Origin of the sequence: Moraxella canis, assembly GCF_002014965.1 — a bacterium.
Lineage (GTDB): Bacteria > Pseudomonadota > Gammaproteobacteria > Pseudomonadales > Moraxellaceae > Moraxella > Moraxella canis.
The window spans coordinates 26385-51013 of sequence record NZ_MUXT01000009.1 but is presented as its reverse complement, the minus strand read 5'-3'; the positions used below and the strand labels follow the sequence as shown (position 1 = coordinate 51013).

The window sequence follows — 24629 nt, the reverse complement described above, 5'->3', positions numbered from 1 at the left end:
TTTTATCCATCAATTTTGCCCAGCTTTTCTACCAAAATTACTGACTTTTGATCAGTTTTAGGACATCTTCAGGGATTATATCTGTCATATCGCTGGGCACAGGTGCGATGTATCGGCTTGGGCGCTGATCGTCGGCATCGTCGGTTTTTTCAAGCTCAAGCTGCCAAGCGTGCAAGCAAAGGCGCCCCACAGCCAGCGCCGATGGGTTTTGCTGATATTTATCATCTCCAAGCAGCGCATGCCCGATGTGCGCCATATGCACCCGAATCTGATGCGTGCGTCCAGTGGCAGGCATGGCAAGCACCAAGCTGACAGGGTGACCGCTGAGTTCAAATTTTGCCAAAGTTTTTATTTTGGTCAGACTTGGTTTGGCGCGCTCATCACCTTTTTGTTCATTGGGATGGGCGACTTTGACGCGGCGCTCACCATTTGCCAAAGTATAGCGAAGCAAAGGCTTGTCAATATTCATCTGATTAGCATTGACATAACCTGATACCAAGCACAGATACTGTTTATGGATGGTCTTGGTGCGAAACTGCGTTTGGAGCGCCTTTAGAGTGCTGCGTTTTTTGGCGATTAATAGCAGCCCTGAAGTATCTTTATCGATCCGATGAATCAGCTCAAGATATTTTTTGCCCGTTGCCATGCGCATCGCTTCAATCACCCCAAAACTCTCACCCGAGCCGCCATGCACCGCCATGCCGTGCGGCTTATTGAGCACCATCAAGCCATCATCTTCAAAGATGATGCGTGCAAGCAGCCCTTTGGCGAGCTGCTCGCTGATGATCGGCGCTTCGCGTACGCTCAAGCGGACGGGAGCAATGCGCACCACATCGCCTGCATACAGCTTATCATGCGCCTTGCATCTTTTGCCATTGATCCGAATTTCATCGCTACGGATCAATTTATACAGATGTGAGCGCGGCAGCCCCTTAAGTCTGGCTAACAAAAAATTATCCACCCGCTGCCCATCTTGATTATCAGTGACGGTCAAAAAATTCACCTGATCAAAATTTGTGATGGCGACATCTGCAGACTGCTTGGCAGGTTTTTTGGCGGGTTTTTTATCAGTCATGCCTTGCTTGGTGGTTGTGCGCGATGGTGTACGCTTGTGGGAGCCTGATGTGTTGGGTCTGGCATTTTTGGCAGAGTGGTGACTTGTATCACGAGCTGATGACTGTTTTTTCGGCATTTTTTGTAAATTTTTCATAGTTTTGACATTTTTTAGTAGGCGTTTGGCAAAAGTTTTGGTATAGTTTATCATGTTGCAACTTAGGACAGGATAATTTTTATCTTGATAGAAAAATTTTATCCCATCACTGCAAATTTATAAAACCTTTGATCGGCACTTATCATCAATCACGGTAAGAACGAACGCACCATTGTGTGTGTTGCCATCATCGTCATGAGATGCGATAGTACATCACATTGATAAGATTTATTTATCGATCATTTGATTCATCATGCCTGATGACATCCGATGATAGCGCCTGTTTGTTTGATAAATTTGACCTGCAACCACCAAAATATCATTCACTAAACAAAAGTTTGGCTGTGTTAAATAAAACTTTTGTAATGCAACTTCGGTATTGATACCGTACAAGATTTTGCCAGTCGCCCATTGATGCGCATGGTATGATTTTGGGAACTATTGGTTCAAAAGCACAAGACAGACTCTGCTTTTGCAAGGTAATCCCCAATAAAGCCCAAAGAAACAGTGAGTTTTTAAAATCGGTGCAAGCGGTTTTAATGTTTATCCAAGATGGATAGATTTGTGACAACTTAACCCATCACGCCCAAGACAGCTTGGATGTGATTGATAAATCTTCGTAAACTTAATACCGATGTTGCTTGACTGGGGCGATTTTGCCCATTAAGGAACATCATGAAACGCATATTAATTAACGCCACGCATAACGAAGAGATTCGTGTTGCACTCTGTAAAGACAATCATCTGTACGACTTCGACCTTGAAAATCGTACTCGTGAACAAAAAAAAGCGAACATCTACAAAGGGCACATTACCCGTGTAGAGCCTTCTTTGGAAGCTGCGTTTGTTGAGTATGGCTCAGCGCGCCAAGGCTTTTTACCGCTTCGAGAAATTGCGCCTGAATACCTAAACGGCAATGCGCGCGAAGATAGCATTAAGCAGCTCATCAAAGAAGGCGATGAAGTCATCGTTCAAGTCGAAAAAGAAGAGCGCGGTAACAAAGGCGCGGCGCTCTCCACGTTTATCTCATTGGCGGGTAGATATTTGGTTTTGATGCCAAATAATGCCAAAGCAGGTGGTATCAGCCGCCAAATCTCAGGTAAAGTCCGTGAAGAGATGAAGCAAATCATCGCAGGTCTTAGCCTACCAAAAGGCATGAGCGTCATCGTTCGCACCGCAGGTTTGGGCAAAGGTGCTGTCGACCTTCAAAATGACCTTGATCATCTGTTAGACATTTGGAAATCCATCCAAGACCAAAACAAAAACCGCCCAAGCCCTTGCTTGGTGCATCAAGAAGCCGGCGTCGTCACACGTGCGGTGCGCGATTATCTGCGTGATGACATTGGCGAAGTATGGATTGACAGCGAAAATGCTTATGATGAAGCGGCAAATTTTATCAAAGCCGTGATGCCAGCTCAAATGAGCAAACTGCGTAAATACACCGACTATGAGCCGATGTTTGCGCGTTTTGGCATTGAGCGTCAAATCGAAACTGCTTATCAGCGCGAAGTGCGCTTGCCTTCTGGTGGCTCAATTGTCATCGATCAGACCGAAGCTTTGGTATCCATTGACATCAACTCATCAAAATCTACCAAAGGCTCAGACGTCGCCGAAACCGCCTACCACACCAATTTAGAAGCTGCCGATGAAATCGCTCGCCAGCTGCGCCTAAGAGACATGGGCGGCTTGATTGTCATTGACTTTATTGACATGAATGATCCGCGCCACCAAAAAGACGTCGAAAAACGACTCATCGAAGCGACGCGCCATGACCGTGCGCGTGTTCAATTTGCCGAGATCAGCAAATTTGGTCTGATGGAGATGAGCCGCCAGCGACTGCGCCCATCACTAGAAGAAGCCACAGGTTATATCTGCCCACGCTGTCATGGTAATGGCATGATTCGTGATTTGCGCTCTTTGTCGCTGTCCATCATGCGTCAAATTGAACAAATCGCCCTAAAAGAGCGCATGGGCGAAATCCAAGCCGAAGTGCCAACCGACATCGCTGCTTTTTTATTAAATGAAAAACGTGAAAGCTTGGTATATCTTGAGCAAGACAGCGGTGCACGCATCACCATTTTGCCGCACGCGCATCTTGAAAGCCCTAATTTTAGCCTGCACTTTAATCCAGATGGTTTTGCGCCATCAAGCTATGAGCGTATCGCGGACACCGAAGAAAAAGAAAATATTGATCGTGGCTATGAAGTCAACTGGCAAACAGAGCACGAAAAACAAGACTCAAGCCGCTGGCAGAAATCCGAACTAAAGCCTACCCAAAAAGCCCCTGCCGCTGAGCCAAAACCAGCAGCCAAAGCCAAACCTCAAGCAGTGGCATGGCTGTCCAATCTGTTCGCACCAAAGCCACAAGCCAAAGTTGCTGGCAGCTTGGGGACGGCAGATGCTGCTTCTGCCATCGAAGCACTGGTAAACGGCGGCGCAGTAAGCCTAGGCGCAGCGGGCAGCATGGCAGATATCCCAGCACCGACAGCGGAGTCAAATGCACGCCCTCAAGCAGAAGACAAGCGCCATAAAAAGCCTCGAAATGCCAAGAAGGAATCAGGCGAAGAGACCGCTGCCCAAACCCCTGAAAAAGCGGACAAAAAAACCAAAAAAGAACGCGATAAAGAGCACTATCAAAAGCGTGAAGCAGGTTCTCGCCGTGAGTCTCGCGGAGAGATCGTGCGTGGTGAGACGCTTCATAAAGCCGAAGAAAAAGTAGAAAAAACACAGAAGGCTGAGAAGCCAGTTCGTGCCGATAAGCCCAAATCTGAAAAAGCCGATAAGCCGCCACGCCAAAAAGCAGCCAATCCTGAAGATGTGGTGCTACATGTGAGCAGCATCAAAGCCGCTGAAAATACTGCGCAAGTCATACATCTTTCGCTAGATGGCAGCAAGTTGGCAAAACCATCCAAAGACGAGCCGTCGAATACCAAAGACGACGTTAAAGACGATGTCAAAGCTGCACCTCAAGCAGATGCAGACAAAGCGATCAAAGCGCAAAAAGAGCCCATGCCTGTCAAGCCCAAGCCAGCTGAAGCTGAGCCAGCTATACAGCCAGACGAGATCGGCACGCCAACTAAAGCCTCATCCACTAAGGGCATTGAGCCGAAACTGGCTGAAAAAATTCAGGCGATTGCCAAATCGATGAATAAGGCTGCCAATGACCCTCGAGTGGTACAAATCGCCCTTCAGCAGACTCAGGCTGTCAATCTCAATGGGATGACAGCAGGGGCGCTTATCCTGCGCGTCTTAGGTGAGTCTGCCACAGGCAATTTTGTGACTGATTTTATGAATGCAGTGGCAAAGATGTCAGCACCTTCACAATTTGATTTTGCTAACTTTGGTTACTCACCACTGGATGCCGCTGCAAAAGATGAGTTTGGCAAATTGACCCAAGCCACCGCTCAAGCCTCGGCTCCACAGGGTAAAACTAAGACCGAGCCGCGCCCAATTACGCGCCGCGCTGCCAACGACCCTCGCGGTCAGCATCCTGAGTATGTCGAAGAGACCAGCACTGGTACTGAGCAGGCGATCGAAACTGTTTTACAAGATGCCGATCAAGCCGCCTCTACTGTCTCGGACAGCGATATCGCCCCAGCCCAAGCAGTCGCCCAAGTGGCACAAACTGCCGAATCTCGACTAGAAGATATCGCTGATGACCGCAGTGCAGATAACCAAAGCGCGCAGGTGATCATCGACACTAAAGCGTCGGATGAGGCATCCAAACCGGCTACCGCATCTGAACCTGACTCGGATGATAGCCAGCTTAGCGAAGCGGTTGAAGCAGTTGAACATCTGATCGATGATGCCATCGATGCCACTGCGCTTGCTACAGAACAAATCTCTGACAGCATTGGTGACACCGTCAGCGAGACGATGGCTAATATCTCAACCGTCGTCTCGGCGGCTGCAGATCTACTTCTGCCTGATACGGCTGATGACGCCGCCACAGCAGTGGAGGAAGACACTCATGAGCAAGAAGAACTTGAAAATGGCAAAGCCAAAAAAGGCAGCCAAATCAAAGAGATCACCGCTGACCAAAAAACAGAGCGCAAGACCAAAGCAAATAGCTACAAAGACATGATTGAAAATGTCGCAGGTCAGCTACAGCCTCAGGTCGGCATCTTAAATCTGATGGCAGCCAAGTCTGCCAAAGCGCCTAAGCCAACCAAAACGAGAGCGCCTAGAAAGCCAAGCAAAAAACCAACTAAGGTAGAAGTGCGCAAGCTATCTAAGCCTGTGGAACCTTCGGAGACGCCATCTGCCGAATCAGCAGATGATTCAGCCAACAACTGACGCACAGAGTATGTGCATCAAAAAGCGCCATGTGTATTCATGGCGCTTTTGTTAGTTTAGGCTGAAATGACTAAAACTTAAGAGCATCAGGGTGATATTTTTTATTGAGCGCGCGTAAAATTGCCAAACTTTCAGCATCCATCTCACCGGTTAAGCGCTCAGGACGAAAATGCAGCTGAAACGCATAAATCACATTTCGGCTTGCCCGATCCCATTCATCGCTTGAATTGATATGATAGCCATAGCGCGCCAGCTCCTGTTTGATTTGGCTAATGGATATGGCATCCATTCCCACTTGATTCAGCTCCATCAAAAGCTGCTCTTTATCATCTTCATCATACCATGCGCCGATCCCATGCTCACGATATAGATACTCCCAAGGAAATTGCGCACCTGGATCAATTTTTCGAGAAGGTGCAATGTCTGAATGACCTACGATATTGGTAGGCTTGATGTCGTATTTTTTGATGAGGTGCGACAAAAGCTCAGCCACTTTTTGAATCTGAAGTGGTTCATAAGGCACATAAGCCTCAGGCGGCAGATAGTTTTTTGAGCCCAAATATTGCTGATAGACGCCTTCATTGACGATCTCGATACCGATGGAGATGTCATTGAGCGCAGACTTACCTTGAAAGCGGCTCATCCCTGCGTGCCAAGCTTTTTTGTGATCTTCGACCAATTGATAAATGCGCGGATCCGTCCCAGACGGAATCAGATAGTGGCTGCTGACTCGACCAGTGGTCAACACCTCCAAAGAATTTTGATCATCTTCAGCGGTATAGTGGAGCACGATGTACTCAATACGCTCAGATTGCCCTTGTGCTTGATGAGCGGTTTCGATGGGGAACTGAGTTGTCACACACCCTGTCAATAGCATGGTGGCACTAAGCGCCGTTAGCAAAGCTTTTTTTATCATCGTCATTTGATACTGATCGTAATCTAAGATAGCAAAGAATTTTAGCAAATAAATGTGAAAAATTAACAACAATTGACCCAAAGATCAATTGTTGTTAATGGGATAACATCCTATTTGGTGTAAAGCGAGTATCAAACTAAAATGGGTAAACGCATTGAGCGATCACTGAACACCACCGATGGCGACGTATTTGATTTCTAAATAATCTTCAATGCCGTATTTTGAGCCTTCACGCCCAAGCCCTGACTGCTTAACACCGCCAAAAGGAGCGGCTGCATTAGATACCAGTCCAGTGTTCACGCCCACCATACCGAACGCCAAGCGCTCAGAGACACGGATGACTCGGTTAAGATTTTGACTATAAAAATAAGACGCTAAACCAAATTCGGTATCGTTGGCACGGCGGATGACTTCTTCTTCATCCTCAAAACGAAACACTGGCGCAATCGGTGCAAAAATCTCTTCTTGAGCGACGCGCATCTGATCATTGGCATATTTGATCACTGCAGGTTTGAAGAACAGCTCGCCTTGATCTTCCAGCTTACCGCCCCCGACGATCTCGCCGCCTTTATCTTTGGCATCTTCAAGCAGCTCTAGGCTGTTATCGATGGCATCTTGATTGATCAAAGGTCCGATATCCACCCCTGATTTGGTGCCATCGCCAACTTTTAGCTCAGCGGTCTTATCGATCAATTTCTCCACAAATGCCTCATAAATCCCCGCTTGAGCATAGATGCGGTTGGCGCAGACACAAGTTTGTCCTGCATTACGATACTTAGCCGCGATCGCGCCTTCGACGGCAGCATCAAGATCAGCATCATCAAAGACGATGAAAGGCGCATTACCTCCAAGTTCCATAGACACTTTTTTGATGGTGTCGGCACACTGTGAGAGCAGCTGACGACCCACTGGCGTTGAGCCTGTGAAGCTAAATTTACGCACGCTGTCATGCTGTGTGAGCACTTCACCAATATCCGAAGCCTTGCCTGTAATCACATTAAAAACGCCTGCAGGAATGCCCGCCTCCTCAGCGAGCGCTGCCATCGCCAACGCCGAAAATGGCGTCAAAGAAGCAGGACGAATCACAAAAGTACACCCTGCCGCCAAAGCAGGCGCTACTTTTCTGGCAATCATGGCATTCGGAAAATTCCATGGCGTAATGGCGGTACATACCCCAACTGGCTGCTTGATGACAAGCACACGCTCAGAACCTGATTTGGCAGGAATGGTATCACCATAAACGCGCTTACCTTCTTCAGCAAACCACTCAATATAAGACGCGCCATAAGCAACTTCACCACTTGACTCCTTCAAGGGCTTACCTTGCTCAGCCGTCATAATCAGCGCAAGATCATCTTGATGCTCCATCATCAAATCAAACCAGCGACGCATGATGTCAGCACGCTCCTGTGCACTTTTGGCTTGCCAAGTCGGCAGTGCTCGCTCGGCAGCTTCTATCGCCTTTGTCGCTTCTTTGGCGCCCATATTTGGGACAGTGCCGATGACCTCACCCGTTGCTGGGTTCGTCACCTCAATGGCGCTTTTATTATCTGCCGACAGCCATTGACCATCAATGTATGCTTCGGTTTTAAACAATTTTTGATTAAAATTCATCACTTCCCCTAGTGTACTTGTCAATTAATTCGCCTAATTCATTGTAGGAAAGGACATCCATAATTTCAAGTTACCATTTGTTTAACGATTTACAGATGATCTTAAGTTGTATTAAGAGTGTAACTATTTAACGCCATACAAATACAAAACCGCTTTTTACTCAGTCGTAAAAAGCGGTTTTTGATCAGATTAATGGATTAGCCATCAATCGCCAGTATAGCCTTTGAGCTTTAGGCGAGCGGCATGAAGTAGCGGCTCAGTATAGCCTGAAGGCTGCTGTGCGCCCTTGAAGATCAAGTCGGCAGCCGCTTGGAATGCGATACTGTTATCAAAGTCGGCAGCCATTGGGCGATAGGCGGGGTCGCCTGCGTTTTGTTCATCGACAACTTTCGCCATGCGCTTTAAGACTTCCCAGACTTGCTCTTCGGTCACCACGCCATGCTCAAGCCAGTTAGCAACATGCTGGCTTGAAATACGCAAGGTCGCACGGTCTTCCATCAGACCCACGTCATTGATGTCCGGCACTTTTGAGCAGCCTACGCCTAAATCAACCCAGCGAACCACATAGCCCAAGATGCCTTGGCAGTTATTTTCAAGTTCGCGAGTCTTTTCTTCGTCACTCCAGTTGGTATCGGTTGCCAAAGGAATGGTCAGCAAATCATCCAAGCTTGGGGCAGCTTGCTGTGCTAAGGCTTCTTGACGCTCAGCCACGCTGCACTGATGATAGTGGATCGCATGGATGGTCGCGCCTGATGGCGATGGTACCCAAGCACAGCTTGCACCTGCTTTTGGATGCTCAATCTTAGACTTATACATATCAGCCAACTCGTCAGGCTTTGGCCACATGCCTTTACCGATTTGAGCACGGCCCTTAAGACCTGATTGAAGACCGATGGCAACGTTACGCTCTTCATACGCATTAAACCAAGTTTGCCCTTTGATCTCACCCTTACGGACAAATGGACCTGCTTTCATAGCAGTGTGAATCTCATCACCCGTACGGTCCATAAATCCAGTATTGATGAAAATGGTGCGATCTTTGGCTTTTTCGATGCAGTTTTTTAGGTTGGCAGAAGTACGGCGCTCTTCATCCATAATGCCCACTTTCAAGCTCTTGGCAGGCAAGCCAAGCAGCTGCTCACTGCGCTCAAATAGTTCAACAGCAAATGCCACTTCTTCAGAGCCGTGCATTTTTGGTTTTACGATATACATTGAGCCTGTGCGAGAGTTTCTGAGTGTATTTTCGCCCTTTAGATCTACAATCGTCAGCAGCGGCGTGATGACGCCATCCATGATGCCTTCGAACACTTCTTCGCCATCAACCAAAATGGCAGGGTTGGTCATCAAATGTCCCACATTGCGAAGCAGCATCACCGAGCGACCATGCAGAGTTTGGGTATTGCCATCAAGATCAGTATAAGTGCGGTCTTCATTCAGGCGACGAGTAATGGTTTTGCCATTTTTTTCCATGACTTCGGTCAAATCACCTTTCATCAGACCCAGCCAGTTGCGATAGCCCTCAACTTTTTCTGCCGCATCGACAGCAGCAACAGAATCTTCAAGGTCTTGAATGGTGGTTACCGCTGCTTCCAAGATCACATCTTTGACGCCAGCTTTGTCGGTTTGACCGATAGAGCTTGCTGCATCGACTTCAATAATAACATGTAAGCCGTTGTTTTTTAGGACAATTTGATTTGGTGCTGACGACTCGCCATTGAAGCCTGCCAGCTGCTCAGCTTTAGCCAAAGTTGTCTCGCCATCGCCCAATTTGACAACCAATTGACCATCGATAATCGCATAAGCTGTCGCGTCGGCATGAGATCCTTCTGCCAATGGGAAAGTGTTGTCCAAAAACTGCTTGGCAAATGCGATGACCTTCTCGCCGCGCACTGGATTGTATCCTTTGCCCTTTTCAGCCCCATCCGTTTCAGCAATCACATCAAAGCCATATAAGGCATCATACAATGAGCCCCAGCGCGCATTGGCAGCGTTTAGGCAGTAGCGCGCGTTACGCACAGGCACCACCAGCTGTGCACCGGCGATCGTTGCGATCTCATCATCGACATTTTCGGTGGTGATGGTGAAATCTGCCACTTCAGGCTCAAGATAATCGATTTCGGTTAAGAATTGTTTATAGCTTTCAAGCTCATAAGTATTGTTCGCGTGCCAATCATCGATCTTAGCTTGCAGCTCATCACGGCGCTCAAGCAGCGCTTTGTTTTTTGGGGTCAAATCTTTAATGATAGATTCAAATCCTGACCAAAATTCATCACTTGAAAGACCTGATAAAGGCAGAGCTTCTTTTTCAATAAAGTTGAAAAGCATTTCATCTACTGCCAAACTGCCCTTTTGAATACGAGTGGTAGCCATATTTTTATCCTTAAAATATTCTAAATTAAAATCAAAAAGGCGATGCTTTAACTGGGTTCTCCAATCAAAACACCGCCTTTGCAGATGTCAAAACATCATGAGTAAACCATCGTGGAATTAGCCACCGAATTGGTTCATGGTGTTTTTGCTTGCATCACCTGCTTTTAGTGCATTCTCACCAGAGAAGATTTCTTTGTGGTCGTCACCGATATCCGAACCTGCCATCGCTTGGTGCTTAACGCAAGCAATACCGCCGCGGATTTCTTTACGCTGTACGCCAGCCACATACGCAAGCATACCTTCATCACCGAAGTAGCCTTTAGCAAGCTCATGCGTTGATAGTGCTGCTGTGTGGTAGGTTGGTAGCGTGATTAGGTGGTGGAAAACACCTGCTTCGCGCGCAGCGTCCGCTTGGAAAGTACGGATTTTTTCATCAGCATCACGAGCCAATTCAGAATCATCATACTGTGCATCCATCAATTTGGCGCGGTCATAGCCTGACAAATCACGACCTTCAGCAGCCCAGCGATCGTACGCTTGTTGACGGAAGTTGATTGTCCAGTTAAATGATGGCGAGTTGTTGTAAACCAATTTAGCGTCTGGTACTTGCTTTTTGATGTCATTGACAAAGCTTGCGATACCTTGAACGTCTGGCGTTGGAGTTTCGATCCAGATCATGTCTGCGCCATTTTGTAGTGAAGTGACGCAGTCGAGAACAACGCGGTCATGTTGGGTGCCTTCGCGGAACTGATATAGACCTGATGGCAGACGAGTTGGGCGGTGTAGCTTACCATCACGCTTGATCAAAATTTCGTCTTCTTGCGCTTCAGAGATGTCAATTTCAGTAGTTTCTAGGTAGCTGATGTACTTAGATGCTAGATCGCCTGGCTCGCGAGATACTGGGATTTTTTGAGTTAGGTCAGCACCCTCAGAGTCGGTACGCGCTACGATCACACCATCATCGACACCTAGCTCTAGGAATGCATAGCGAACAGCGTTGATTTTGGCTAGGAAATCTTCGTGTGGTACAGTCACTTTACCAGCTTGGTGACCACACTGCTTAGCGTCTGATACTTGGTTTTCGATTTGGATGGCACACGCGCCTGCTTCGATCATTTGCTTAGTAAGTAAGTAAGTGGCTTCTTCGTTACCAAAACCTGCGTCGATGTCAGCGATGATAGGCACAACGTGAGTTTCAAAGTTGTCGATTTGTGCTTCGATTTCTTTGACCTTGGCATCGTCGCCTGCTGCTTCTGCTTTTTGCATCGCACGGAACAGATCGTTTAGCTCTTTGGCGTCTGCTTGACGAAGGAAAGTGTAGATCTCTTCGATCAGCTTAGGCACAGCGGTTTTTTCGTGCATAGATTGGTCAGGTAGTGGACCAAATTCTGAACGAAGTGCTGCAACCATCCAGCCTGATAGGTAGATATAGCGCTTGTTGGTGGTGCCAAAGTATTTTTTGTTGGCGATCATTTTTTGTTGAGCAATGAAACCATGCCAGCAGCCTAGTGACTGAGTGTATTTGCTGTTGTCAGCATCGTACTCTGCCATATCTTTACGCATGATCGCAGCAGTATATTTGGCGATGTCTAGACCAGTTTTAAAACGATTTTGTACAATCATACGAGCCGCATCTTCTGCGCGAATCGCATCCCAAGTACCGCCCAATTTTTCTTTTACATTACGAACATGTTCTAGCGCTGATTGATAAGTCATTGCTAACTCCTTTTGATTTGACAACTCAATAAATATCTTATAACAAGATTGCACCTTAGTGCCTCATGGCTGAGTGGGTGATTTTAGGGTCTACTAAAGTTACCGATCATCCCAACCGTTACATACAGAATACCCAAATTTACACAATTAATCCAATAGCCTTGACCAATGTTCACCATTTTTAAAATAAATGACTATGAAATTGTCATTAAATTTTCAAATAAATAATATCATACTGTCACTAAAGGTTGATTTGTCTCAGATTTTTTAAGTTGTCTATCATAATTTGTTTAATCAATATGATAAGATATTCTTTATAATTGAGCCAATCATCGTCGCCAAATTTATCTTTATCAGCGGATTTTATGCTAAAATTATACACCTGTACCGCCAATAGATGATGACTTCGTGCCAATGGATGAGATATTTGACCACCACTCCCCAAGACTTGCCAGTTTTGTACTCGCGCAAGGGTCGTTGACTGCGTTATTAGAAGCGCAGTCAGGTAAGCCCTTGAAAGTTGAAATTCTCCATCAAGGCTATCAGCCACTCACCTTTGCCCAAAAATTACAGCTTGGACTGCCCCCAAATCGCCCACAAATGGCTTGGGTGCGCAGCGTCAAGCTATACGGCGATGGGTCAGATGCTTGGGTGCTTGCCAAGAGTATTTTTCCTTTGGCAGCATTGACAGGTTCGTTAATGCGTCTAAAAGCACTGGGCACGACACCCATTGGCTATGTGTTGTTCAAAAAGCGGCGGCAGCTGCCAATTGAGCGTCATTTTTATCGGTGTGATAATCAAATTGGTCGGCAAACGGTTTATGACATCGATGGGCGCAAAATTTTGATTGATGAGCTGTTTTTGGCAGCTTTTGAAGCCTCTTTGGATCAATGATGGCGTGGCTGGTGTGATTAAAATGACACAGTTTGGCTTTGGTTTTATCGGCGAAAAAGCAAGCTTTGCCCTAGTGAAGATTGGGTAAATATGCTAAACTAATCTTGGCTTTTTGTTCTCCTATCAAACAAGGAAAATTTATGTTTAAAGAAATTTCACTACATCAATACGATCCAGATTTGGCAGCACAGATTGACGCAGAGACTCAGCGCCAAGAAGATCACATCGAACTGATCGCCTCTGAAAACTACTGCTCGCCTGCGGTGATGGAAGCGCAAGGCTCATCATTGACCAATAAATACGCTGAAGGCTATCCAGGCAAGCGCTATTATGGCGGCTGTGAGCATGTTGATGTGATTGAACAAATCGCTATCGATCGCGCCAAAGAGCTGTTTGGTGCAGATTACGCCAATGTGCAGCCGCATTCAGGATCAAATGCTAACAGCGCCGTATTCTTGGCACTGCTTCAGCCAAATGATACCGTACTTGGCATGAGTCTGGCTCACGGCGGTCACCTCACTCATGGCGCTTCGGTGAACTTTTCTGGACGCAACTACAACGCGGTTCAATATGGACTAGACACCGAAACAGGATTGATTGATTATGAAGAAGTTGCCCGTCTAGCACGCGAGCATAAGCCCAAAATGATCATTGCCGGCTTTTCGGCATATAGCCAAGTCATCGATTGGCAAAAATTCCGTGATATCGCTGATGAAGTGGGCGCATATCTGATGGTGGATATGGCGCACGTTGCTGGCTTGGTCGCTGCTGGCGTTTATCCAAATCCAGTACAAATCGCCGATGTCACCACCACTACAACTCATAAAACATTACGCGGTCCACGCTCTGGCTTGATCTTGGCAAAAGCCAATGAAGAAATTGAGAAAAAATTGGCATCCGCCGTCTTCCCAGGCAACCAAGGCGGTCCGCTCATGCACGCCATCGCCGCAAAAGCTGTGTGCTTCAAAGAAGCGATGAGCGATGACTACAAAGCCTATCAAAAACAAGTGGTCGCCAATGCCAAAGCGATGGCTGCAGTCATTCAAGATCGCGGCTACGAGATCGTCTCTGGCGGTACCGAAAACCATCTGATGCTCATCAGCCTAATCAAGCAAGAGATCACAGGAAAAGAAGCGGATAAATGGCTGGGTGATGCACACATTACCGTCAATAAAAACGCTGTACCAAATGATCCAAAATCACCATTTGTTACCTCGGGTATCCGCATCGGTACACCTGCGATTACTACACGTGGCTTTGGTGAGGCGGAGTCTCGTGAATTGGCAGGCTGGATTTGTGATGTCTTAGACGCACGCGGCGATGAAGCAGTCTTGGCAGCAACGCGTGAAAAAGTCGCCCAAATTTGCAAAAAACTGCCTGTTTATGAGCGTAATGTGAAGTAACTCGTCACCAATAATCTTAACTTTAGTCAAATAAAAGAGCTGCTCAGTGATATTGAGCATCTCTTTTATTTAGAGATTTTAAATTTAAAAAGTCCGCAGTCGATCTTACTGCGGACTTTTTGATGGTTATTGATTTTCTAGGTTTTGACGATATTGCTGCTGCTTTCTTAAAGTTTCAGCGGATTCTTGAGCCTCCTCAGCCAACCACTTTTCACCCTTAAGCTCCTCTGGAGTTGGTCGGTAAATGTTAGTTGGTATGTCCGTGATGCCCATTTCGTGCAAACGAAAAGCGGTGACGATTTGATAATTATCCTTACGATCTACCCATATACGTGCGCCATGTCCATGAATCTCTGCAGCGTGTAATAAGGTTGGATTATCACAAGCTTGATGTTCTTGTAGCGCCGCAGCAAACTTATAAGAATGCGATGGCGTTACTCGATCATCTCGCTTAGAGGTCATGACGATCGTTGATGGATAACATACGCCTGCTTTGACATTGTGATAAGGCGAATAACCTCTTAGCACATCATACATGGCTCGGCTATCAAAAGGCGTGCCGTATTCAGCTACCCAATACTGCGTATGGTAGTTATCTGCATGTCGCAGCATATCTAACACGCCCACTTCAGGCAGCGCCACACGATACTTATTTGGGTTGAGCGTCATTGCCGCACCCACCAATAAGCCACCGTTCGATGCACCTGAAATTGCCAGATAGTCTGAAGACGTATAGTTTTTATCAATCAAGTAATCAGCCGCTGCCTCAAAGTCATCAAAAACGTTCATTTTATTCAAACGTTTACCAGCTTGATGCCACTCTTCGCCAAGCTCACTACCGCCGCGCAGATGTGCTGTCGCCCAGACACCGCCGTGTTCAAGCCAAACAGCTCGATCAAAGCGAAACGCATTATCAGAAGGCACGCCAAAACCACCGTAACCATATAACACGGTTGGGTTTTTACCATCTAGCACCAATCCTTTTTTATGGCTGATTACCATTGGGATGTTGGTACCATCTTTGGATGTATATGTAATGTTCTTGGTTTCGTAATTTTCACTGACAAAAGGATGTAAATCCCTACGACGAATGTCGATGAACTCACGCTTTGTCGGACTGTATTTATAAATCGTACGCGGGGTAATCGTACTAAAATAGCGGAATGACACATAATTATCCTGAACCTCAAGAGAATCTAGCGCTTCCTTATCACCATGACTGGTATCTTTACCTGCGACAACCGAACGCAAGTCATCCGCATTGCCAGCATCCGATGGACTGATATCTTCTAAGAAATTACCGCGAGCGTCCGTCAATACCAGGCGATGTGTACCATCTTTTGAATATTTAATTAAAAAATAGCCATCGCCTTCATCGTGCCAAACTGCGCTTAAAATTTCATCATAGCTACTTGGTGCATTCACCACTACTTCGCGACGATTTGGTGTTTTTAAATTAATTTTTAAAATTTCACCCTTTGGATTATTCTCTTCAGATATAAACATCACATCCAAAGTTTTTGGGTCAAAATGCACATAGCGCGCTAAAAATCCAGCAGTAAATGAATCGGCTTTATGGTATTTTTTATTGTAGTGCTTTTGATTGTGTATACGATAATAGCGACCAGTTTGCAAATCCTTAATATAAAAATTATCTACTGGTGTCGTATGCTCAATCACCATATAGCGATTGTCATCACCCTCCAACCAAATATCGCCAATCCAGCTGGTTAGATGACTGCGAGCAACTTCAATCTTGTCATTAAAGCGGGGCTGTGTGACATCGCGCAGATGTACTTCAGGCCAGCCACCATTTGTAGTCGCATAATAAAACTTGGTATCATCAGCCCAAAAAATTGACATCGAAGAGGCATTGATGTGATTGATACGCTGACCTACCATGTCACCGGTTCTACTATCCAAGACTTGAATATAATATTTATCAGTATCAGTATCGCCCTCACGCATAATTAAGGCAACATAAGTCCCGTCTTTGCTTGGATGCATATCCCCATCAGCAATGACCACTCGTCCATCTTCAGACAGCGTTTTTTCATCAAAGATAATGCGCTGATTGCCGGACAAGTCTGTATAGCGTAAGCGTGTATAGCCATCTACGCCGCGATACAAATAAAGCTCGCCCAATTGATCAAATTTACTTTTTCGAATTTGATGTTCAAAATCCATCAATCCATCGATATTCTGACGAATTTGGTCATAATATGGAATGCTATTCAGATACGCTTGGGTTACAGCATTTTGAGCATTAACCCAGTCATTAACTTCGCTGGATGTTTTCTCACCAACGGTTTGTAAAGCCTTAAGCGTGCGATTATCAAACTGATCATCAGGCACTTCATTTTCCAGTCTTGTCCCAATATAGTTACGATCTCGATCGGCGCTGGTTTCTTTGGCGTATTCAGGGCTGATGACATCTATTTCTTCAAGCCAGCGGTATTTGTCCACCACCGTTTCATCAAAGTAGTGATCCACGCCATCATCAGGGCGCGGACGCTCTGAAGTGTCTAAAACTCCACCGCTTGCGCTGACATAATTACTTGGGCGACCATATTCACCATATAAAAAATGGTCTTGCTGCTGCTGGTGCACGCGGGTTGTTGGGTAGATTAATTGATTGGTTGCTGCAGTGGCGTTGGTGTCTTGAGCCATAGCATGTGCTGAATATACACCCGAAGCCAAGGCAATCAACAAGACGAGTTTTTTTAATTTCATAAGTTTCTCCATACTCATCCTAGAGTAAAGTCAAACAAGCTAGCTCATACTTAAACAGGCTTGGCTAGCTTGTTAATAACGACCAAACGGCGACAAATTAGAAGGTAAACGACACACCCGCACGATAGGCAGTGTCTTCTAATTTTGCATAATCCTTGCCATCTAACTGATGCTGTAACTCAATATTGTCAACGCGTCCATATAGGCGAACATTTTCGCGTAAATAATAATCCGCTCGAACATAGCTACGCTTTTCTTCGGTTTTGGGGAATAAAAATGACTCATAAGCATAAGCGACATTCGTGGCATCACGCGCTGCATTAGCAACCACTTGCACGCCCTGTTTGTTATCCCTGGTGATGTCTTTTTTACCATGCCCTGCCGTTAGGCTAAATCTTGGCGTGAATTGATATCCAACTTTAACACCAAAAAAGTCAGTTTTTGCTGAATCGGTGACGGTGCCATTCAAATCTTCTTTTTTACCGCCCAAATCCAAAGCAGCCAAAACCTGAGCATGTCGATATTCGACAGATCCAGCATAGCCTTTTGAATCTATCGCCACTTGGTTACCACTACGAGTTGATAGATTTGGATTGGCACGAGAATCTGAATAGCCTGCTGCAAAACGTAGATTTTGCTCTTGACTCATCGGTAAGCGATAGCTCAAAGACGCACCAAAACCCTCAACTTCTCGGCTGCTATTATTACGCACATCTGGACTTGATGGCGTGTTGTAATAAGCGCTTAGGTGTAAATTTGGAATGGCGGTGTAGTCTGCACGTATCGATGCTGCCGCAAATGTCTCTAAAGTTGTAAATGTACCTGTACGCGTCACATAACCTGAATGCAGGTACTGACGACCCAAAGAAATTGACCCTGTATTAAGCTTATCAAACGCCAAATTAGCACTATTTAGGTACATCCCTGTGCCGCTGTCTGCATATCCAAAGCCCACTGTGCCTGTCACACGCCAGTCTTGAGGTAGTTTTTGAGAACCACGGATATCAAGCCAAGAAGCGCCATCATCATGCCCCAAACGCGTGCGGCGGTCAGTGCGCTCTTCATAAGCACCGACCAAAATCTGCGGTGATACCCACTGACCTAAGCTATAGTCGTATTGAGGCGCCCCGATAGTGCCAGGTTGGTCGTACTGATAGGTGTATTGTTTTCGGTCATTCTTAAAATGAACATTAATCTCACCATTAACATCCAAGCTTAGACCGTCTTTTTTATACAAATTATAAACTGCGTGCGACTGTAATGTACTTGCACCCAATACCATGATCATGGTCGATGTTAATACTCTTAATTTCATACAATAATCCTTAATTTACTAAATATCCAATCAGAAGTTAAAGCTAACGCCAGCTTGATAGTTTAATGCTTCTCGCTTACTAAAAGCGCCTTCGGTGACATAGTTTTTAGTTTTAGTACCAGAAACTGAGCCTTGCAGCGTAATATTATGATATAAGTCATATTCAGCACCTAAGGTATAGCGATCTTGCTTAACCTGATCAAATACCAATGACTCATTGACACCTAAATTATTATTAATGAGGTTTTCGTAACTTAATTGATTGCCCTCAGTAGGTGTTTTTTTGGATTTTCTCTTACCATAAGAAGCATAGGTGGATATGCGAGGCGTCACTTCATAATCAATGCGCACGCCATAGTTATCCGTTTTGGTGCGATTATAAAAATGCCCATTAAAATATTCTTCTGCTTTACCACCATCTACCGATAGCTTCCAATCATTTAATTGATAGCTAAAGCCCAGCGCAGTTGCCTCTTTTTCCTTAGCAGTACTAGTCACACGCCCCCAAGGATCAGTAGCACGATCACCGATCACCTCTACATGACGCTCACCTTTAGTATGACCTGCACCAATAGTTAGCTGATGTCTTGGCGCAAAATCAAAATTGTAGGAAGCAGCCACACCGTAACCTGAATGCAAGCCGACATCATATTCTGATCTGGTGTCGCCTGATTCTGGGAATGCGTGATAAGCTGATACAGTTAAGTTTGGAATGGCTGTATAACTTGCTGATACCGCAGAACCAGCCGTATCCAAGGCTGTATAGGTGCGAGAAGTGGCGATACGGCTTGTAGAAAAAGCACTACTTGTATTGATGCCCAAGGAGCCGATTTTATTGTGATTGATGGTCGCACCAAAGGAATAGCCACGGCGTGATGCTGTATTCGGGCTTGCCCACAGACCAACAGATCCAAAAATACGGATGTCTCGTGTTAGCATCTGCTGCGCCGAAATATAGGCCATAACACTTTCTTGACCATCTAAGCGCATACGCTCGTCTGTTTCGCGCTTGTCTTGATCTTTAAGTACTTGCTCCAAACTGCCATTGGGCCCATAAATACTAGGATCACCATACAGATATGTAAATTTACTTGATCTTTGAGTCAAAGTTGGACTAATGGTCGCGCCAATACTAAATTGCAGACCATCACGTAAATTATTGTCCAGCCAAGCAGCATGCGCTTGAGGTATCAAAAAAGAACTGCCAAGAGCCAGCAGTCCAAAATAAGGGTAGTAAAACTTCATTGACAAGCAATCCTTAACTTTAGTTCAATAAAATATCTTTGAAATGGTTCTATAAGAGTTGTATAGACCGAGATTTCAAAGATTGATGTAATATATCTGTAATCTTTCAGAATTGCAACAAAAAATATTAAATTTTTATATTATTTTTCTATTGACCTTCATTTTGTTATTTTATCTCACATAAATTTTAAAATCAGCTAACTGAAAGCTGTCTAATAGTCAAAATACAGATTACTTCCAAAAAATTTTGCTAAAATATATAGCCGTTCTCGATGTGATCATACTTAGATAATCATGAGCTTATTACCAAAAGACAAGCTTAGCAGCCTCCACAAACTGGCTGATACCTGCCCATATGATTTTAGTCCGCCTGCGGGCGGGGCATATACCGATGGCTTTTTGGGTGCAGGGGGCGATCTGACGGTACCGACGCTATTACATGCTTATCGCTCTGGCGCCTTTCCTTGGTTTGATGAAGAAGATCCTATCTGCTGGTGGTCGCCAGAGGTGCGCTGCGTGATTGTGCCGAGTGATTTTTATCCCAGTAAATCACTGATACGCACCGCCAAGAAGCAGCCTTGGATCATCACCACCAATGTCGATTTTGATGCTGTTATGAGCGCTTGTCGTGCGCCGCGCCGCGACACTTCTAAGACTTGGATCCATGATAATATGGTTTTGGCGTATCGACAGTTATTTAAAATCGGTGCGGCAGCAAGTATAGAAGTTTGGGCAGGTATGCCGCATGATAGCGAACTGATTGGGGGCTTATACGGAGTGAGCTTTGGGTCGATCTTCTGTGGAGAAAGTATGTTTCACAGGCGTACTGATGCTTCAAAAATTGCCTTTTGGGCGTTGATGCATTGGGCGCATAAATGCGGCATAAAGCTCATAGATTGCCAACTTGAAAATCCGCATTTGATGCGCCTTGGGGCAGATTTGATGCCAAGAGATGAGTTTTTAGAATCGCTTAAAGATTTGGTGATGACGCCATGCTTGGGGATTTCAGGCGCTTCGATGCAAATGCCTTGTATTGATTTGACTAATTCACCCAAATAATTGAAATATATAAAGATAACTTTTAATAAATCTAGTGAAGACGATCAAGAATTCATAAAAAACTTCCATATCAGCAACGACCGATATGGAAGTTTTTAGAATTTGGCGGTGACGGAGGGATTCGAACCCTCGATACGCTATTAACGTATACACACTTTCCAGGCGTGCGCTTTCGACCACTCAGCCACGTCACCAAGGCTGATTATTATACTCAATAATTCAGCTTTTGTCATTGGTTTTTTATTGTTGAAGCAGTCCAATATCCGCCACGCTCAGAAACAGTCCACGCACTTGATTTAGTAGCGTCAAACGATTACGTTTTAGAGTTTCGTCATCAGCGTTGACCATGACATGATCAAAGAACTGCGTCAAAGGCTCCGATAAGCTCACAAGCGTCGTCAAAACCCCTTGATAATCGCCATCATCATTCAAAGGCTGAACACTGGCTTTGGCGGATTCGATCGCGTCATACAGTGCCTGCTCGGCTGGTTCGATCAGATTTTGAGGATCTACAGCGCCTTGCACTGTGTCAGCTTTGGCAAGGATGTTTGCCACACGTTTATTATTTTCTGCCAAGATGCCTGCTTGTGGCAGTGCTCGAAACGCCGTCACCGCTTGGATACGCTCATAAAAGTCCATCGGCACATCCGTCTGCACCGCTTGTACCGCCTGAATCGTATCCACCGCGACGCCTTGCTCGCTGTACATCGCCCGATAGCGCGCATTGATAAATTCCATGACTTCTGTCAAGGTCTCATCGACATTTTCAAGCTTATCACCATAGCCCATTAAGGCTTTTTTAACCAAATCAGGCAAGCTTAGATGCAAGCGCTTTTCAATTAAAATACGCAAAATACCAATGGACGCACGGCGTAAGCTGAAGGGATCTTTTGAACCACTTGGAATTTCACCAATCCCAAAAATCCCCACCAAGGTATCCAAACGATCCGCCAACGCAAGCGCTGTACCCACATCAGTTGCAGGCAGCTGATCGCCGCTGAATTTTGGCAGATACTGCTCTTCGATGGCATCTGCCACCGCATCAGGCTCCTGATTTAGGCGTGCATAATAAGTGCCCGCAACACCTTGTAGCTCTGGGAATTCACCCACCAACGTACTCGCCAAATCGCATTTGGATAACAGTCCAGCTCGGTGTGCTGCATCAGTATCAGCATCCATTTGATTCGCGATGAAAGCAGCTAAATTTGCCACACGCTCAGATTTTTCCCACAAGGTACCCAATTTATCTTGGAACACTTGAGTTTTTAGGTGATTGCTGAGCTCAAACAGCGGCTGCTTTTGATCTTGTAAGAAAAAGAACTCAGCATCCGAAAGGCGTGGACGCACGACTTTTTCATTACCTGCGATAACCTCGGCAGGGTCTTTAGAGTTGATATTGCTGATAAAAATAAAATGCGGCATCAGCTTGCCTGCTTGATCAGTCAAGCAAAAATACTTCTGATCCGCCTGCATGGTACTGATGAGCGCCTCCTGAGGCACAGCCAAAAAACGTTCCTCAAAGCTTGCTCTTAGCGCAACTGGCAAGTCCACCAAAGCCGTGACTTCATCCAGCAGCTCTTGAGGGATGATCGCTGTACCATTGACCTCATCAGCCAATGTTTTGACTTGCGCCAAAATATCGGCTTGACGCTGATCAAAATCAGCAATCACGTGATGGTTTTTTAGTAAATTTTCATAATGATCGGCATGATCAATGACAAAAAAATCAGGTGAGTGATAGCGATGACCACGGCTTTGATTGCCCGTTTTATGACCTTGAATGGTGGCCTCAATCACGGCAGCATCAGACATCAGCACCACCCATTGCACTGGGCGAACGAACTCATGGCGATCATTACCTGAGCGCATACGCTTAGCAATCGGCAAATCATCAAGCGCTTTTTGTAAGATGGTTGGCATTAAATCGGTGATTTTTTCGCCTTTGATGGTCAAATCATAGGCAATGTATTCGCCTTTTTTATCAGCGATACGCCCCAGATCTTCGGCGCTAAGATTTAGCCCAGTGGCATTCAAACCCTGCAAAAAACCTTGACCTGCACGCGTCAACTGACCCGATTCATCAAACGCCGCCTTGACGCTTGGACCTTTTTTGGTTTCGATGCGGTCAGGCTGAAATTCGCCAACGCCTGTAATGGTCAGTGCCAGGCGGCGCGGTGCAGCAAAGGCACGAATATCATCAAAGCTGATGTTTTGATCATTCAGCAAAGTTTGGACGCTATGTTTTAGAGCGTCGCGCAGTGTTTTTAGGTTTTTTGGTGGCAGCTCTTCAGTGCCAAGTTCAAACAAAATCGTGGTCATAAATCAGCCTTTTTTTGCCCCACAAGGTGGCAAAGTTTAAAATAATCAATTACTAAATCGGTCAAAATTTTGCACTCATTTTAACACATTTTTAGGGCTAAAAAATCAAGCCGCCCAAAAAATCTGGACGGCTTGAGCCTAAATGAACCTTAGGATGTTATCAAAAATCATTTAGCACATATCAGCGCTTGGTATAAGCTGCTTCAAAAATGCCGATGATTTCATCTTTATTGGCTTGTACAGGGTTGGTCAGACCACACACATCTTTAAGCGCATTGTCAGCTAGCACACTAAAATCTTCGCGTTTGACGCCAAGCTCTTCAAGCGACTTAGGAATACCAACGATATCCGCCAATGTCTTGATCGCCGAGATGACATCTTTGCCTTGCAGGTCAGAGTTATTATCACCAAGCAATTTGCCGACATGCTCTAGGCGATCTTTGGCAGCTTTTAAGTTAAATTCTTCGACATGTGGCAGCAGTAGCGCATTACAAACGCCGTGTGGCAAGTCATAAAACCCGCCAAGCTGATGCGCCATCGCGTGCACATAACCAAGAGATGCATTATTAAATGCCATCCCTGCCAAGAACTGAGCATAAGCCATCTTTTCGCGTGCGTTTTTGTTGGTTGGCTCTTTGACGGCTTGTGGCAGATATTCAGCGATCAGCTCAATGGCTTGCTTGGCGCAGGCATCTGTTAAAGGTGTCGCCGCTGTCGATACATACGCTTCCACCGCGTGCGTCAAAGCATCCATACCAGTGGCTGCAGTCAGAGATGCAGGCATGCCTTCCATCAGTTCAGAATCGTTGATAGAAAGCATAGGCGTTACATGCTTATCCACAATCGCCATCTTCACATGGCGAGTTTCATCTGTAATGATGGTAAAGCGGGTCATCTCAGAGGCAGTGCCTGCTGTTGTATTGATCGACACCAAAGGCAGCGTCGGTTTGGCAGACTGGTCAAGTCCTTCATAGTCTTCAATTTTGCCGCCATTAGTCGCGACCAAGGCAATCGCTTTGGCGCAGTCATGCGGCGAACCACCGCCCAAAGAAATCACAAAGTCGCTTGAATGCTGTTTTAGCATCTCAAGACCATCATTGACATTCGAAACGGTTGGGTTTGGCTGCGCGCCATCAAAGACAGCCGCTTCAATGCCTTGATGTTTTAATTTATCCACCAATGTCTGTGCCATGCCCATTTTTGCCAAATCAGCATCGGTAACAATCAAGGCATTTTTAAATCCAAGTCGAACGATTTGATCCACCCCTTCATCTAAGGCGCCCGGCCCGATCAAATTGGTACTTGGCATGAAAAATTGAGATACAGTCATTGTTTACCTTCCTTAATAAATATATAAGCTTGATCGCCGATGAAACTCAGCTTTTATTTGTAAATGCTTCCGAGCAGATGAGTCCATCACGATTAGGATATCTTGGATTAATTTTCCCATAATGATTCGCTCATCGACTTAGGTTGCTCTTTTAGTATAAGCAATCTATATAACAAAATAAAGACATTCCAAAACGAGATATTCAGTAT

Annotated in this window: 14 protein-coding genes and 1 tRNA gene; 4 read left to right on the top strand and 11 right to left on the bottom strand. The window is 45.6% G+C overall.

Translation table 11 applies throughout. From position 1 onward, the window contains the following. Window positions 1-37: 37 nt before the first annotated feature. Window positions 38-1264: an RluA family pseudouridine synthase gene (locus tag B0180_RS08315; protein WP_078256513.1), complete on the bottom strand. Its 1227-nt coding sequence runs from the start codon at window positions 1262-1264 to the stop codon at window positions 38-40. Window positions 1265-1885: 621 nt separating this feature from the next. On the opposite strand from B0180_RS08315, the gene B0180_RS08310 reads away from it, so the two are divergent. Then, the gene (locus B0180_RS08310) at window positions 1886-5506 is read left to right on the top strand and encodes an Rne/Rng family ribonuclease (RefSeq protein WP_078256512.1); all 3621 of its coding nucleotides are present in this window, start codon (window positions 1886-1888) and stop codon (window positions 5504-5506) included. A 70-nt stretch (window positions 5507-5576) separates the two neighbouring features. Here B0180_RS08310 and B0180_RS08305 read toward each other — a convergent pair whose 3' ends face one another. The 4 genes from B0180_RS08305 to B0180_RS08290 all read right to left on the bottom strand — a co-directional run bounded on the left by B0180_RS08305 (window position 5577) and on the right by B0180_RS08290 (window position 12122). Then, window positions 5577-6422 carry an N-acetylmuramoyl-L-alanine amidase gene (locus B0180_RS08305; protein WP_078256635.1) on the bottom strand — a complete coding sequence of 282 codons (846 nt, stop codon included), beginning with the start codon at window positions 6420-6422 and terminating at the stop codon, window positions 5577-5579. A 162-nt stretch (window positions 6423-6584) separates the two neighbouring features. Next, a complete protein-coding gene (locus tag B0180_RS08300) occupies window positions 6585-8036 on the bottom strand; it encodes an NAD-dependent succinate-semialdehyde dehydrogenase (RefSeq protein ID WP_078256511.1) in 1452 nt (483 codons plus the stop codon). 204 nt (window positions 8037-8240) lie between these two features. After that, on the bottom strand, window positions 8241-10406 hold the full coding sequence (locus B0180_RS08295; protein WP_078256510.1) for a malate synthase G: 2166 nt from the start codon (window positions 10404-10406) through the stop codon (window positions 8241-8243). Between the two features lie 117 nt (window positions 10407-10523). Then, window positions 10524-12122, bottom strand: coding sequence for an isocitrate lyase (locus B0180_RS08290; protein ID WP_078256509.1), 1599 nt, complete (start codon window positions 12120-12122; stop codon window positions 10524-10526). A gap of 408 nt (window positions 12123-12530) precedes the next feature. Here B0180_RS08290 and B0180_RS08285 point away from each other — a divergent pair, with 408 nt between their 5' ends. Both B0180_RS08285 and glyA read left to right on the top strand, forming a co-directional pair. Further along, window positions 12531-13016 carry a chorismate--pyruvate lyase family protein gene (locus tag B0180_RS08285; protein WP_078256508.1) on the top strand — a complete coding sequence of 162 codons (486 nt, stop codon included), beginning with the start codon at window positions 12531-12533 and terminating at the stop codon, window positions 13014-13016. Window positions 13017-13156: 140 nt separating this feature from the next. Further along, a complete protein-coding gene (gene glyA / locus B0180_RS08280) occupies window positions 13157-14419 on the top strand; it encodes a serine hydroxymethyltransferase (protein WP_078256507.1) in 1263 nt (420 codons plus the stop codon). A 126-nt stretch (window positions 14420-14545) separates the two neighbouring features. On the opposite strand, the gene B0180_RS08275 is transcribed toward glyA, so the two are convergent. The 3 genes from B0180_RS08275 to B0180_RS08265 form a co-directional block, all read right to left on the bottom strand. Next, window positions 14546-17152, bottom strand: coding sequence for a prolyl oligopeptidase family serine peptidase (locus B0180_RS08275; RefSeq protein ID WP_167366940.1), 2607 nt, complete (start codon window positions 17150-17152; stop codon window positions 14546-14548). 97 nt (window positions 17153-17249) lie between these two features. Beyond that, window positions 17250-18467 (bottom strand): porin family protein, encoded by a 1218-nt coding sequence (locus B0180_RS08270; protein WP_078256505.1) that lies wholly within the window; start codon window positions 18465-18467, stop codon window positions 17250-17252. A gap of 30 nt (window positions 18468-18497) precedes the next feature. After that, a complete protein-coding gene (locus tag B0180_RS08265; protein WP_078256504.1) occupies window positions 18498-19712 on the bottom strand; it encodes a porin family protein in 1215 nt (404 codons plus the stop codon). A 294-nt stretch (window positions 19713-20006) separates the two neighbouring features. On the opposite strand from B0180_RS08265, the gene aat reads away from it, so the two are divergent. After that, window positions 20007-20771, top strand: a complete 765-nt coding sequence (gene aat, locus B0180_RS08260) for a leucyl/phenylalanyl-tRNA--protein transferase (protein WP_078256503.1) — start codon at window positions 20007-20009, stop codon at window positions 20769-20771. Between the two features lie 103 nt (window positions 20772-20874). On the opposite strand, the gene B0180_RS08255 is transcribed toward aat, so the two are convergent. From B0180_RS08255 to yiaY, 3 genes are all read right to left on the bottom strand, one after another. Continuing rightward, window positions 20875-20965 (bottom strand) — tRNA-Ser (locus B0180_RS08255). Between the two features lie 46 nt (window positions 20966-21011). Beyond that, window positions 21012-23090, bottom strand: a complete 2079-nt coding sequence (gene glyS, locus B0180_RS08250; protein WP_078256502.1) for a glycine--tRNA ligase subunit beta — start codon at window positions 23088-23090, stop codon at window positions 21012-21014. Window positions 23091-23271: 181 nt separating this feature from the next. After that, window positions 23272-24420, bottom strand: a complete 1149-nt coding sequence (gene yiaY / locus B0180_RS08245) for an L-threonine dehydrogenase (RefSeq protein WP_078256501.1) — start codon at window positions 24418-24420, stop codon at window positions 23272-23274. Window positions 24421-24629 lie beyond the last annotated feature (209 nt).